This window comes from Qipengyuania gaetbuli, from assembly GCF_020171365.1.
Lineage (GTDB): Bacteria > Pseudomonadota > Alphaproteobacteria > Sphingomonadales > Sphingomonadaceae > Qipengyuania > Qipengyuania gaetbuli_B.
Window position 1 is genome coordinate 2,154,096 of the sequence record NZ_JAIUZO010000002.1, and the last position, 12,932, is coordinate 2,167,027.

General features: G+C 64.5%; 16 protein-coding genes. 13 read left to right on the forward strand and 3 right to left on the reverse strand.

The window, feature by feature from the left end; all coding sequences use genetic code 11:
• Positions 1-31: 31 nt before the first annotated feature.
• The gene (gene gorA / locus LCL94_RS11160; RefSeq protein WP_224832260.1) at positions 32-1,387 is read left to right on the forward strand and encodes a glutathione-disulfide reductase; all 1,356 of its coding nucleotides are present in this window, start codon (positions 32-34) and stop codon (positions 1,385-1,387) included.
• 85 nt (positions 1,388-1,472) lie between these two features.
• Positions 1,473-1,718, forward strand: coding sequence for a hypothetical protein (locus LCL94_RS11165; protein ID WP_224832261.1), 246 nt, complete (start codon positions 1,473-1,475; stop codon positions 1,716-1,718).
• Between the two features lie 14 nt (positions 1,719-1,732).
• Here the strand turns inward: LCL94_RS11165 and LCL94_RS11170 are convergent, their stop codons facing one another.
• Positions 1,733-2,854 (reverse strand): NAD(P)/FAD-dependent oxidoreductase, encoded by a 1,122-nt coding sequence (locus tag LCL94_RS11170; RefSeq protein WP_224832262.1) that lies wholly within the window; start codon positions 2,852-2,854, stop codon positions 1,733-1,735.
• Between the two features lie 59 nt (positions 2,855-2,913).
• Here LCL94_RS11170 and LCL94_RS11175 point away from each other — a divergent pair, with 59 nt between their 5' ends.
• The 7 genes from LCL94_RS11175 to LCL94_RS11205 all read left to right on the forward strand — a co-directional run bounded on the left by LCL94_RS11175 (position 2,914) and on the right by LCL94_RS11205 (position 8,029).
• On the forward strand, positions 2,914-3,939 hold the full coding sequence (locus LCL94_RS11175) for an NAD-dependent epimerase/dehydratase family protein (RefSeq protein WP_224832263.1): 1,026 nt from the start codon (positions 2,914-2,916) through the stop codon (positions 3,937-3,939).
• Positions 3,940-4,034: 95 nt separating this feature from the next.
• Complete coding sequence (locus LCL94_RS11180; RefSeq protein ID WP_224832264.1) at positions 4,035-4,592, forward strand: TspO/MBR family protein; 558 nt, start codon at positions 4,035-4,037, stop codon at positions 4,590-4,592.
• Between the two features lie 31 nt (positions 4,593-4,623).
• A complete protein-coding gene (locus LCL94_RS11185; protein ID WP_222554276.1) occupies positions 4,624-4,869 on the forward strand; it encodes an accessory factor UbiK family protein in 246 nt (81 codons plus the stop codon).
• A gap of 70 nt (positions 4,870-4,939) precedes the next feature.
• On the forward strand, positions 4,940-5,197 hold the full coding sequence (locus tag LCL94_RS11190; RefSeq protein WP_224832265.1) for a hypothetical protein: 258 nt from the start codon (positions 4,940-4,942) through the stop codon (positions 5,195-5,197).
• A 2-nt stretch (positions 5,198-5,199) separates the two neighbouring features.
• Positions 5,200-5,799 (forward strand): DNA repair protein RecO, encoded by a 600-nt coding sequence (gene recO / locus LCL94_RS11195; RefSeq protein ID WP_224832266.1) that lies wholly within the window; start codon positions 5,200-5,202, stop codon positions 5,797-5,799.
• Complete coding sequence (gene leuB, locus LCL94_RS11200; RefSeq protein WP_224832267.1) at positions 5,796-6,863, forward strand: 3-isopropylmalate dehydrogenase; 1,068 nt, start codon at positions 5,796-5,798, stop codon at positions 6,861-6,863. Before recO ends, leuB begins: the two co-directional genes overlap by 4 nt.
• Positions 6,864-6,895: 32 nt before the next feature.
• Positions 6,896-8,029 (forward strand): glycosyltransferase family 2 protein, encoded by a 1,134-nt coding sequence (locus tag LCL94_RS11205; RefSeq protein WP_224832268.1) that lies wholly within the window; start codon positions 6,896-6,898, stop codon positions 8,027-8,029.
• Between the two features lie 4 nt (positions 8,030-8,033).
• Here the strand turns inward: LCL94_RS11205 and LCL94_RS11210 are convergent, their stop codons facing one another.
• Together LCL94_RS11210 and LCL94_RS11215 are read right to left on the reverse strand one after the other, a co-directional pair.
• Positions 8,034-9,305 (reverse strand): phospholipid carrier-dependent glycosyltransferase, encoded by a 1,272-nt coding sequence (locus LCL94_RS11210; protein WP_224832269.1) that lies wholly within the window; start codon positions 9,303-9,305, stop codon positions 8,034-8,036.
• A 43-nt stretch (positions 9,306-9,348) separates the two neighbouring features.
• Positions 9,349-9,741 carry a hypothetical protein gene (locus LCL94_RS11215; RefSeq protein ID WP_412070779.1) on the reverse strand — a complete coding sequence of 131 codons (393 nt, stop codon included), beginning with the start codon at positions 9,739-9,741 and terminating at the stop codon, positions 9,349-9,351.
• Between the two features lie 65 nt (positions 9,742-9,806).
• Between LCL94_RS11215 and LCL94_RS11220 the strand changes: the two genes are divergently transcribed.
• The 4 genes from LCL94_RS11220 to LCL94_RS11235 are packed head-to-tail and all read left to right on the forward strand — an operon-like array spanning position 9,807 to position 12,931.
• Positions 9,807-10,346 carry a TetR/AcrR family transcriptional regulator gene (locus LCL94_RS11220; RefSeq protein WP_224832271.1) on the forward strand — a complete coding sequence of 180 codons (540 nt, stop codon included), beginning with the start codon at positions 9,807-9,809 and terminating at the stop codon, positions 10,344-10,346.
• A 40-nt stretch (positions 10,347-10,386) separates the two neighbouring features.
• Positions 10,387-11,592, forward strand: coding sequence for a trans-sulfuration enzyme family protein (locus tag LCL94_RS11225; RefSeq protein ID WP_224832272.1), 1,206 nt, complete (start codon positions 10,387-10,389; stop codon positions 11,590-11,592).
• The gene (locus tag LCL94_RS11230; protein WP_224832273.1) at positions 11,589-12,320 is read left to right on the forward strand and encodes an SDR family oxidoreductase; all 732 of its coding nucleotides are present in this window, start codon (positions 11,589-11,591) and stop codon (positions 12,318-12,320) included. Before LCL94_RS11225 ends, LCL94_RS11230 begins: the two co-directional genes overlap by 4 nt.
• Entirely contained in the window at positions 12,320-12,931 is a 612-nt protein-coding gene (locus tag LCL94_RS11235) for a 2-hydroxychromene-2-carboxylate isomerase (protein ID WP_224832274.1), read from the forward strand. The genes LCL94_RS11230 and LCL94_RS11235 overlap by 1 nt, the downstream gene beginning before the upstream one ends.
• Position 12,932 lies beyond the last annotated feature (1 nt).

Consider the following 12,932-nt stretch of genomic DNA (forward strand, 5'->3'; position numbering starts at 1 on the left):
TAGCGCCGAGCAAGCAGCAGAGAGTTTCCCGATGGCCGATACCGAATACGACTACGACCTCTTTACCATCGGCGCGGGGTCGGGCGGCGTCAGGGCGAGCCGCGTTTCCTCGGCGCTCGGCGCCCGGGTGGCGATTGCCGAAGAGCATCGGGTCGGCGGGACCTGCGTCATTCGCGGTTGCGTACCCAAGAAGATGCTCGTCTATGGCGCGCACTTCGCCGAAGACCTCGAGGATTGCGCCCGCTTCGGCTGGGAGATCGGCGAGAAGAAATTCGACTGGAAGGTGCTGCGCGACAACGTGCTGGCCGATGTGGACCGGCTGGAGGGTGCCTATACCGACACGCTCCAGAACCACGAGGTGACGATCTTCAAGGAGCGGGCCGAGATCACCGGCCCGCACGAGATCACGCTGGCCAGCGGGCGCAAGGTCACGGCGAAGTACATCCTCGTTGCCACCGGTGCGCGTCCGCGCATGCCGGAGTGCCAGGGCGCGGAGCACGCGATCAGTTCGAATGAGGCCTTCCATCTCGACGAATTGCCCAAGAAGGTAATCATCGCGGGCGGCGGCTACATCGCCAATGAATTTGCCGGCATCTTGAACGAGTTCGGCTGCGACGTCCACGTGGTCAATCGCGGCGACCGCTTGCTGCGCAGCTATGACGAGGCGGTGCGCGATCGCCTGCTGCAGATCTCGACGATGAAGGGGATCAAGTTCCGCTTCAATACGACCTTCGAGTATATCAAGCCGTGCGAAGACGGCGGCTATTTCGTGAAGATGAGCGACAGCGATGAGGAGAAGGCCGACCTCGTCATGTTCGCCGTCGGGCGCGTCCCGAACACCGACGGGCTGGGCCTCGACAAGGCGGGTGTCGAGATGGGCGACAATGGCGAGATCAAGGTCGACCGTTTCAGCAAGACCAATGTCGACCACATCTATGCGGTTGGTGACGTGACCGACCGCGTGCAGCTCACCCCCGTCGCCATTCGCGAAGGGCAGGCTTTCGCACAGACCGTCTTCGGCAAGGGTGATCCGGTCGCGGTCGATCATTCCTGCATCCCCAGCGCGGTGTTCAGTCACCCGCCTATCGCGGCGGTCGGCATGACCGAGGGCGAAGCGAAGAACGCGCTCGGATCGGTCAAGGTGTACCTCTCCGACTTCCGCCCGATGAAGAACGTTCTCGCGGGCCGCAACGAACGCAGCCTCATGAAGATGATCTGCGACGGCGACAGCGGGCGCATCGTGGGCATCCACATGATCGCGCCCGAAGCGCCGGAAATGATGCAGGCCGCCGCCATCGCCGTGAAGGCGGGGCTCACCAAGGCCGATTTCGACGCGACCACCGCGATCCATCCGACCATGGCGGAAGAACTGGTGCTGATGCGCTGAGGGCGGTTCCCCTCCATCGAATTGCGAAATCTCGGGAATTCTGTAATAAGTATTCGGGTCAAGAGGTTACGCGGAGAATTCGACGATGGACGGGGCAGAAAAGAAGAAAGATCGCGGTCTGCTGATGCTCGCCATCATGCTGTCGGTAGCCATTCTTGGGGGGCCGGCGATCTTCTACGGTTTCCTCGCCATGGGTGAGGCAGGCGTCTTCGATAATGCGAAGGACAACTTCTGGCCGATTGTACTGGGCGTACTTGCGCTTGTCGTCGCGTGGTGGGTCTTCATCCTGTTCATCGGGAGCCGCGACCTCCGGGCGAAAGACAGCGAATAGCCGCGGCAAAGCGCTCACCCGCGCGCCGGTATCAGCCGCTCTCTCGCCAGCATCTGCGGCATGACGCCGACGCCGGAAAGTTCTTCCGGCCATTCGCCCAAAGTCGCTAACGCTTCCGCCGCCAGCGCCATGGCCGGTGAGGTCTGCAATCCGAAACCGCCCTGTCCCGCCAACCAGAAGAAGCCTGGTGCTGCCGGATCGAAGCCGCACACCGGCAGGCGGTCGGGCGCGAAACTGCGCAGGCCCGCCCATTTGCTGGCAAGGCGCGGGATAGTGAGCGTCGTGGCCTCCTCGACCCGCCACGCCGCAAGGGCGACGTCCTCTTCCTCGGGCTGCGCATCGCAGGGCTCGCTGTCGTGTTCGTCCATCGGGCAGGCGAGCAGGCGGCCGCGCCCCTCCGGCTCGATATAGAATCCCGGGCCGACGGTCTTGGTGAAGGGCCAGGGCGAAACGTCGAAATCACCCGGTACATCGAAGGTGATGACAGTCCGGCGCAGCGGCCTGATGCCGAGGGGAACGACGCCGGCCAGCCTTGCAATCTCGTCGACCCAGGCTCCCGCTGCATTGACGACGATCTTGGCGGCGTAGCTCTGTCCGGCGGTATCGGCGATCCACCGGGAGCCGTCATGGCGCAGCGCCGAGACACTCGCCCGTGTCGCGATTTCGCCACCGCCAGCGATCAGCGAATGCCGATGCTCTTCCAGCATCGCGTGCGCATCGAGCTTGTGTCCCTGATCGTCGAGCAGGGCGCCGATGATCCCGCCTTCTCCGGCGCGAAGCACAGGCACCAGTTCGCGCGCCTCGTCGGCTGTCAGGCGCGTGACGCCCGGTTGCCATTTTCGGTAGCCTGCCTCGACGCGATCGAGCGCGTCTTCCTGCCCTTCGAGCGCGATGAACAGCGCAGGGTGCCGCTTTGCCGCCGGCTCCACCAGCAGCGGGATACTGGCCGCAGTAAGGGCCCTCACCAGCGGCGCGTCCATGTCGAAATGGGCAAAGGCCGCGCTTCGGCCCGAGGCGTGTACGCCAGGTGCATTCTCGGCCTCGCACACCACGACGGACCCATGCCGGGCGAGGCGCGCGGCAGCGGACATGCCCGCGATACCCGCGCCGATGACCAGATAATCGACCTTGCGCATTGAAACTCCGTTGCCCCTTGCAACTGTGCGGCCTAGCCTGCCTGAAAGGGAGGATAGTGATGGCAGGCACAGTACTCGTAACCGGCGGCACGGGCTATATCGCGGGCGAACTCATCCGCCAGCTTCTGGCGAAGGGGTGGACGGTTCACGCCACCGTGCGCAGCAAGGCCAAGAGCGAGGCGCGGCTGCGTGCCCTGATGGGCAATCCGGGCGAGGACCGGCTCAAGATTTTCGAGGCGGAATTGATGAGCGATGATGGCTGGGCAGCGGCCAATGCCGGCTGCACGCATGTCGCCCACGTCGCCTCCCCGATCGCTGCCGCCACGCCCAAGGACGAGAACGAGATGATCGTGCCCGCGCGCGAAGGCACGCTGCGCGCCTTGCGGTTTGCGAAGGAAGCGGGGGTCAAGCGCTTCGTCCAAACCAGTTCGATGGCCGCCGTCGCCTATGGCCGGAACGAGAAGGAATACACGGTCGACGAAAGCGACTGGACCGATGTGACCCACCCCGATGTCTATCCCTATGTGAAGTCCAAGACGATTTCGGAACGCGCAGCCCGTGACTGGGTGGCAGAGCAGGGCGGGGACATGGAGTTCGTGTCGGTCAATCCGTCGATGGTGCTGGGCCCCGTGGACGATGCGGATTTCTCGCCCTCGGTCGAAGCGGTGAGGCAGGTGCTGGCAGGTGCGATGCCGATGGCGCCCGACCTGGGGTTTGCCGTCGTCGACACGCGCGACGTTGCCGATCTCCATGTCCGCTGCCTCGAAGAGCCAGGGCTGGGTGGCGAGCGTTTCCTTGCAGCAGGGCGCTTTCTCAAGATCATCGAGATCGCCGATATCCTGCGCGAACGCCTGCCCGCCGCCCACACCCGAAAGGTGCCGACCAAGGTGATGCCGAACTGGATGGTTTCGGTACTCTCGCTGTTCAATCCGGGTGTCAAATCCATCAAGAGCGAGGTCGGCAAATCGCGCCACGTCGATGCCAGCCACGCGAAGAACCGGCTGGGCTGGGAAACGCGTCCGGCCGAGGAAAGCATCGTCGATTGCGCGAAAAGCCTCATCGAACACGGTGTGGTGAAGGTTTGAAGCGTCCCGTTGCGGCATGGTTGGCGCGGCCCGGTTGCCAGCACGTCGCCGGATAGCCAGAAGGGCATCAAACGAATCGCCTCTGGGGGTTTTCGATGAACGTATTGGCTTCGCGCGGCCAGCTTCGCGCAAGTTTCATTCGCTGGGCACTGTTCACCGTGCCCCTGTGCGTCCTGCTGGGCTTCCTGGCCGGCCAGCTCGGTGGCCCGAACAGCCTGTGGTTCCAGAACCTGGTGAAACCCGGCATCTATCCGCCCCCGGCGACATTCGGCATCGTCTGGACGATCCTTTACGTGATGATCGGCCTTTCGATCGCCCTCGTCTGCGCCGCTTGGGGCGCGCGCGGTCGCGGCATGGCGATTCTCGCCTTCGTGATCCATTTCCTGCTCAACCTCGCCTGGACCCCGGTATTCTTCGGGATGAAGGAAATCACCGCCGCGCTGGTCGTGCTGGTCATGATCGACATCACGCTGCTGGTCGTCATCGCGCTGTTCTGGAAGGTGCGCCGGCTCGCGGCCATGCTGCTGCTGCCCTACCTCGCATGGGTGCTCTTCGCGACCGCACTCAACTGGCAGTTCTTGCAGCTCAACCCTGATGCCGATGGCGGGCTGCCTGCAGGCGGCGCGTCCGAACGGGTGCGCATCGGGAATTGAAGCGCGCGCACTTCGCGCCTAGATAGCCGCCATGCAAAGCCAGAACCCGCTCATCGCCGACTTCGTCAAACTCGCCAATTCCGCTGCCGGTACGCTTGCCGGCATGACGCGTGAGGCACGCGAAAGCGCGCGCGAACGCGCCAAGGAAGCCTTCGGCGGGATGGATTTTGTCAGCCGCGAGGAATTCGATGCAGTCAAGGCGATGGCGAGCAAGGCGCGTGAGGAATGCGACAAGCTGGCCGAGCGTATCGCTGCGCTCGAAGCCAGGCAGGGCTGATCCCACTACACAAAGGTCAGCTTAGGAACCGGTCGGGACCGCGCGAGTCACCTGCTTGAAAGGTGACGCCATGCTGACACAGCTCGATCCGCCAATTCCCTTGCATGTCCTCGGCCGCGGGGACGGCTATGCGCTCGCCGTCATCGATTACGGGCCGGAACACAATTTGCTCTGGGTCACCGCGATCAACGAAACCGGCGAGATCTGGTGCGCGCCCAATCCCGAAGTCAGGATGCAGCAGAACTGGTCGATGGGCCGCAAGAAGGGCCTTGCCGTCAAGTCGTCCCGCGAAGCATTGGCTCGCACGGGGATCGCGCCTAACGGTTAGCCATGCACCTGTCCGCCCCCGCGATCCTGCTTGCCGCTCGCCCGCATGGCGAGACCGCGGTCATTGCGCGGATGCTGACCGAAGAAAGCGGGGTCGTGGCGGCCTATGTCGCCGGGGGCAGGGGCAGGCAGCTGCGCCCCGTGGTCATTCCCGGCAATCTCGTCGAAGCGGAAATCCGCTCCCGGTCGGACAGCCAGTTGCCCTTTGCCCGCCTCGAACTCGCGCAAAGCCGCGGGCCGTGGTTGAGCGAGCCGTTGCCGGCCTCTGCCATCGCCTGGGTGTGCGCACTGACGGCCAGCGCGCTTCCCGAACGCAATCCCTATCCCAGCCTCTATGCCGCGTTGGCAGCATTGCTCGATGCGATCTGCAACGCGCCCTCGGCGCGCGGCTGGGCGCCTGCATTGGCGAGCTACGAAATCCTCCTGCTGCGCGAACTGGGCTATGGGGGCGAGCGGCCCGAGATAGCGGGGCTTGGCGCGGCTCTGGAAATTCTCGACCGCAACGAGGCCCAAATCGCCCGCTACCTGCTTGCGGACACGCGGGCGGACGTTCTAGCCGCTAGGACTGTATTGAGGCAGCGGCTGGGACGCATAGGAACATGAAGATTGCGGTATTGGCCGGAGACGGCATCGGACCCGAAGTCACGCGCGAGGCGCTGAAAGTCCTCGATGCACTGTCCCTGCCGGGTCTCGTCCTGTTCGAAGGCGATGTCGGCGGAATTGCCTACAAGCGCCATGGCCATCCGCTACCCGCAGAAACGCTGGACATGGCCCGCGCGGCCGATGCCGTGCTGTTTGGCGCGGTCGGCGATCCTGAATGCGATAGCCTCCCGCGCGAACATCGGCCCGAACAGGCGATCCTTGGCCTTCGCAGTGAGCTGGGGCTGTTTGCGAACCTGCGCCCTGCTGCCGGTTTCCCGGGCCTGGAAGACCTCTCTCCGCTCAAGCCCGAATTGGCGCGGGGGATCGACCTGCTGGTCGTGCGCGAGCTCAATGGCGACGTCTACTTCGGCAAGAAGGGCGAACGCGACAGCGCCGGGGGGCGTGAAGGGTGGGACGACATGTCCTACAACGAGGCGGAAGTGCGCCGGATCGCGCACACCGGCTTCCGCGCCGCGCAGAAACGCCGGAAGAAACTGACCAGCGTCGACAAGGCCAATGTCCTCGAAACCAGCCGCATCTGGCGCGAGGCGGTCGTCGAGGTTGCGGCCGAATATCCCGATGTCGAGCTCGACCACATGTATGTCGACAATGCCGCCATGCAGATGGTGCGCAGCCCCGGCCAGTTCGACGTGGTCCTCACCGGCAATCTGTTCGGCGACATCCTGTCGGACCAGGCGAGCGCCTGCGTGGGCTCGATCGGCCTGCTGGCGAGCGCCAGCCTTGGCGAAAGGCAGACCGGCTTCGGTACCTTCGGCCTTTACGAACCGATCCACGGCAGCGCGCCCGACATTGCCGGGCAGGGCAAGGCCAATCCGATTGCCGCCATCCTCAGCCTCGCTATGCTGCTGCGCCACTCGCTCGGGCTCGAGGAAGAGGCGAACCGCATCGAACGGGCAGCTGCGAAGACGTTGTCGAGCGAAATCCGCGGCGCGGACCTCGGCGGAAGTGCCTCTACGGGGGAAATCGGCGATGCCGTGGTTAGGAACCTGCTAAGCATATCTTGAGATTTGCCCGCTAGTCGGGCCATGCAATGGACATGGATCCGCAAACCCAGCCGGCAAGCACCGCAGCGACCGCAAGGCCGCTCGAACTGGCCATTATCCTGCCGACGCTCAACGAGCGCGACAATCTCGCCCCGCTTGTCGTGCGGATCGAGGAAGCACTCGGTCCGGCGGGCTGGGAAGTGCTCATCGTCGACGACAATTCCGCCGACGGCACTGCCGATGAGGCGCGGCGCATCGCGCTTCACGACCCGCGTGTCCGGGTCATCCAGCGGATCGGGCGGCGGGGCCTTTCGAGCGCCGCAATCGAGGGCTTCTGCGCCACTGCAGCCCCCTATTGCGCGGTCATGGATGCCGACCACCAGCACGATCCCAAGCTGCTCGCCGTGATGCTCGCCAGCGTGAAGGCAGGCGAGGCGGACGTCGCTGTCGCCAGCCGCTTTGCCGACGGTGCGAGCATGGAGGAATGGGGCAGGCCCGACCGCGAGAAGCTGTCGAGCATCGCCAACGGCCTCGCGCGCAGGCTCACCGGCGTCGAATTGTCCGATCCGATGAGCGGTTTCTTCCTCCTGCCGACCGAAATCGCCCGGCGTCTCGTGCCGAACCTTTCCGGGATCGGCTTCAAAATATTGCTCGACCTGCTGGCGACCTCCAAGACACCGCTCAAGGTGAAGGATTTCCCGATGAATTTCTCCGCGCGCCGCTCGGGCGAAAGCAAGCTCGACCGCGCCATCGCGCTGGATTTTCTCGCCGGCCTCTACGACAAGAGCTTCGGCAGGATTATCCCGACCCGCTTTGCGCTGTTCGGCACGGTCGGCGCGCTGGGCGTGCTGGTCCACATGGCCATTCTTTATGTATTTCTGCTGGTTGCAGGCACGAACTTCAGCTGGAGCCAGGCCGCCGCGACCTTCGGTGCGATGACGTTCAACTTCTGGCTGAACAATTTCCTCACCTATCGCGACCGCCGCCTGAAAAGCGCGAACCGGATATTCTGGGGTTGGACCAGCTTCATTGCGGCATGCTCGATCGGGGCGTTCGCAAACGTGGCCGTTGCAACGACGCTTCACGACCGCGGCTTCCACGAACTGGTCGCAGCACTGGTCGGCATCGGTATCGGATCGGTATGGAACTACGCCCTGTCGAGCCGCTTCGTTTGGGGCCGGTTCTGACCGGTTACTTCCAGCCGTCTATCCACGCCCAGGTCGTGAAGCTGTCTGGTCCTGCCAACGGCTCTGCGGCCAGGATTTCGTAGAAGAAAACGAAGAACAGTGTGCTCAGCACCAGCACGGCGCCTGAAACCTTGCGCCAGCCCGCCTGCCAAAGATCGTCCAGCGTGAGCGCCAGGGCAATCAGCAGGAAAGTGCTCGGCAGGAAGTAGTGGTAATAGAACTGGGTCGATTTCTCCGCGACCAGCCAGAGGCCAAGGCTGACGGCATAGAGCACGGCGATGGCACCGTGCGCGGGCGACTTCTGCGAAATGCCGCGCATCGCGCACCACACGAGCGCCGGCAGGCCCAGCAGCATGGTCAACGGATTTCCTACCAAGAGTACGCCCCGCTGCGCGCCGTCCACGTTTTCATACAGATACCAGATGGCCCGCAGGTTGAGCATCCATTCGGGCCAGGTGGACTCGTAAGGATGGCTCTGGAGGACCTGGGTCTGGAGATCGAGCATCAGCCGGTGATGCGCGGCAATACCGTCCTTTATGCCATCGACCTGAAACGAATAGGCGGGCCAGAACGTCAGCCAGTAGACGAACAGCGGCAGGACGCCGAGCCACAGGAAAGCCTCGACCAGCGTCATGCCGGGCACAGGCATCCCGCGCCGCGACAGGAACAGGCGGCGGCGGCCCGCGAACCACCTCAGCACAAGGAAGGCGATACCGGGCGCCATGGCGAGGGGCACGGCATTCCATTTCGCCCCCATCGCGAGGCCCAGCGCGATCCCTGCTAGGACAAGGCGGCGGCGGCCGGTTTCTGGCTCGCGCATGGCGGCGGCCAGTTGCCAATATGCCAGCGCGATTGCGCAGACCATAAAGATGTCGAGCATGGCGATGCGCGAATGGATGAACAGGTGGAAGCCGGTCGCGACAAGCGTGCCCGCAGCCAGAACCGCAAACCGGCTCAGCGTTGCGAACCATACCGCCCGCATGATCGCGAAAAGCGCGAGGGCCCCAGCGAGCGAGGAGAACAGGCGCCATCCCCAAGGGTTGTCGCCGAAAATCGCAATGCCGAGCGCGATCATCTCCTTGCCGAACATGGGATGTTCGCGGTTGGTGAAATTGCCCAGCTCCAGCAGCTCGCGCGCAGCCGGGAGGTAATGCACCTCGTCGAAATAGGGCGCGCTCGGAATGGCGAGGTTCCACAGCGCCAGCAGCCAGAAGCCGACCGCAAGCGCGGCGCACCAGGCAATCGGATCGCGGGGCTGCTCGGGTGCGCGGCTCATCACGCTGCGGCTTAGGCAGCGGCGGCGCGCGCCGCAACCCGCATCAGGCTTCTGTACGCGCTTCCAGCCAGAAAAGGCGTGCGACCATGGCGAGCAGGCCGATGCTGGCGGTTGCCGCGACGAAGACCAGCCACGGCCAGAGGTTCATTCCCGCCGCCCGTGCCCGCGGAGCGATCAGGAATACCGCGATTCCGACTGCGAACAGCAGATCCCACCAGACCTGCACTCCCCACAGGTTTTCCGTGTGATTGGTCCAGACCAGCAGCACGCCCTCGCGCGCGATCGTCACGGCGGTGAAGGCTCCGAACCCTGCCGCGAGGCCGGCTGCCAGAGTGGCGCTGCCGATCTTCGGAGAACCTGCGAGGATGTAGCCGAGCGCAATGACTACCGAGACGAGGCCGGCGGCGGCGAAGATTTCGTAAGCGGACACAGGCATTCTCCGAGTCGAATGTAGCGGATGCTACACTTGTAGCCGTGTGTAGCAGTCGCTACAAGTCAGGCATGAATACGGTCCGTATGTCGCGCGAAACCCTGCTTCCAGCGCTGGCTGCCCACGTCATGCAGAACGGGCTGGGGAACTTGTCGCTTCGGCCGCTCGCTAGGTCGGCAGGCACCAGCGACCGGATGCTGATCTATCATTTCGGCAGCAAGGATAGGCTGGTGGAAGCCTTGTTGGACTTCCTCGCGCTGCAGTTCACGCAGGCGCTCGATACGGCCTTTCCCGCCCAGCGATCGGTATCGCGGCGTGCCTGTGCGCAGACGGTGTTCGACATTACCGGCCAGCCTGAATTCACGCCCTTCTTCAGGGTCTGGTGGGACATCGTGGCAGGGTGTGCGGCCGGTGACAGGGCGTACCTCGATGCGGCTGGCAGGATAATGGACCGGCTGCTCGACTGGGTCGTCGACCACTTGCCAGAAAGCGATCCCAATCCTGCCGAGGGCGCGCGCGCGGTGCTGACAGTGATCGAGGGCGCCCAGATGCTCAGGGCGGTCGGGCGCGGGTCCATTGGCCAAGCGGGGCTTTCCGCCCTCGAAGGCTGACCCGCTTGCGGCACGCTTTGCGCGTGCTATCCCGCAGGCGATGAAAAAGACCACCGGTACAGATCGCTCGATCACTTCGAAGTGGCGGCCAGCCACGCAGGCCGTGCGCGGGGGCACCTGGCGCAGCGAACATGGCGAGACCAGCGAGGCGCTGTTCCTCACATCCGGCTATACCTACGACAACGCGCAGACGGTTGCCGACCGGTTTGCGGGTGAGGCAGAGGGCATGACCTATTCGCGCCTCCAGAACCCGACCGTCGCCATGCTGGAAGAGCGCATCGCTCTGATGGAGGGTGCCGAGGCCTGCCGTGCGCAGGCGAGCGGGATGGCGGCCATGACCACGGCGCTGCTGTGCCAGCTTTCGGCAGGCGACCATGTCGTGGGTGCCCGCGCAGCCTTCGGCTCGTGCCGCTGGCTGCTCGACCACCTCCTCCCCCGCTTCGGTATCGAAACGACCGTCGTCGACAGCGCCGATGACGATGCGTGGGAAGCGGCAATCCGTCCCAACACCAAGGTCTTCTTCTTCGAGACTCCGGCCAATCCGACGCTCGACGTGGTCGACCTCGCCCATGTCTGTGCCGTCGCCAAGGCGCACGGCATCACGACGGTGGTCGACAATGCCTTTGCCACCAGCGCGCTGCAAAGGCCGATGGACTTCGGCGCCGACGTGGTCGCTTATTCCGCCACAAAGCTGATGGACGGGCAGGGCAGGGTCCTGGCAGGCGCGGTCTGCGCTTCGCAGGAATGGATCGACGAGGTCCTGCTGCCGTTCCAGCGCAACACCGGCCCGAACATCGCGCCGTTCAATGCCTGGGTGGTCCTCAAGGGCCTCGAGACGCTGAGCCTGCGCGCAATGAAGCAGAGCGAGAATGCGGTTGCCCTAGGCAAGGGGATCGAGGGCCGTGTGCCCAAGATGCTGCATCCGGGCCTTGCCAGCCACCCGCGCCATGAACTGGCGACAAGGCAAATGACCGCGACAGGCCCGATTTTCGCTTTCGATGTCGGCGACCGCGCGACGGCGTTCCGCGTCCTCGATGCGCTGGAACTGGTCGATATCTCGAACAATATCGGCGATGCGCGCAGCCTCATGTGCCACCCGGCCAGCACGACCCATGCGGGCATGACGCAGGAAGCGCGCGACGAGATGGGTGTGACAGAGGGCCTGCTGCGTATCAACGTCGGGCTCGAGGACGTCCAGGACGTCAAGGAAGACCTCGACCGCGCTCTGGGGGCGGCGGGGCTGTGAGCAGGCCTGCCGCCCTTGTCGTCGGTGCAGGCGACGGGCTGGGCGGCGCCATCGCCAAAGCCTTTGCGCGCGAAGGCCTGACCGCCTGCGTCACCCGCCGCCCGCGCCACGAGGACAAACTTGCCGGGCTGGTTTCGGAAATCGAGGCCGAGGGCGGCAGCGCCATGGCCTTCGGTGTCGATGCGCGCGACGAGGATGACACGGTCGCCCTGTTCGAACGGATCGAGCGGGAGGTCGGCCCGCTGGAAGTGGTCGTCTTCAACATCGGCGCGAATGTGCGCTTCGGCATCCGTGACACGACCGCGCAGGTCTATCGCAAGGTGTGGGAGATGGCGGCCTTTGCCGGCTTCCTCGCAGGCAGGGAGGCGGCAAGGCACATGGCGCCGCGCGGTCGGGGTTCGATCCTGTTTACCGGAGCAACTGCAAGCCTGCGCGGCGGGGCGGGATTCTCCGCCTTTGCCGGGGCAAAGCATGCTCTGCGGGCCCTGGCGCAATCGATGGCACGTGAACTGGGGCCCGAGGGCATCCATGTCGCCCATGTGGTGATCGACGGTGCGGTGGACGGCGATTTCATCCGCGGCCTATACCCCGATTGGGAGAAACGGCTGGCGGAAGACCGCCTGCTGGTGCCGGCCAGTATCGCGGAAGAATATGTGCGGCTCTGGAAACAGCCGCGTAACGCATGGACGCACGAGCTGGACCTGCGCCCGTGGAAGGAGCAATTCTGATGAGCAAGACGGTCGAATTCATTCTCGATCTGGCCGCGCCCAATGGCTATCTCGCATGGTATCCGCTGAAGGATATCGTGGCGCGTACGGGCGCAGAGCTGGTCGTGACGCCCGTTTTCCTCGGCGGGATGCACAAGCTCACCGGAAACGCGCCGCCGATGATGCGCGATGCGGACGTGAAGGGGAAAGTCCCGTACGCCGCGCTCGAATTCCAGCGCTTCCTCGATCGCCATGCGATGACGAAATTCCGGATGCATCCCGCGCTGCCGTTCAATTCGATCCTGCTGCAGCGCGTCCTCGTGGCGGCGAAAGACCAGCCGGAAATGCAGGCGCTCGTCGATGCGCTCCAGCCGGCGGTGTGGGAGCGGAATATCGACTGCTCCGATGTCGAGGCAGTGGCCGCCGTGCTGGCCGAAAACGGCTTCGATGCGCAGCGCCTGCTTGGTGCAACGCAGGACGCGGAGGTCAAGCAGCGGCTGGTGGACAATACGTCGCAGGCCGTCGAACGCGGAGCCTTCGGTATCCCGACCTTCTTCGTCGGGTCCGAAATGTGGTTCGGCAAGGAACGGCTCGGCCAGCTCGAGGAATACCTGACCGGCGGCAAACCCTAGG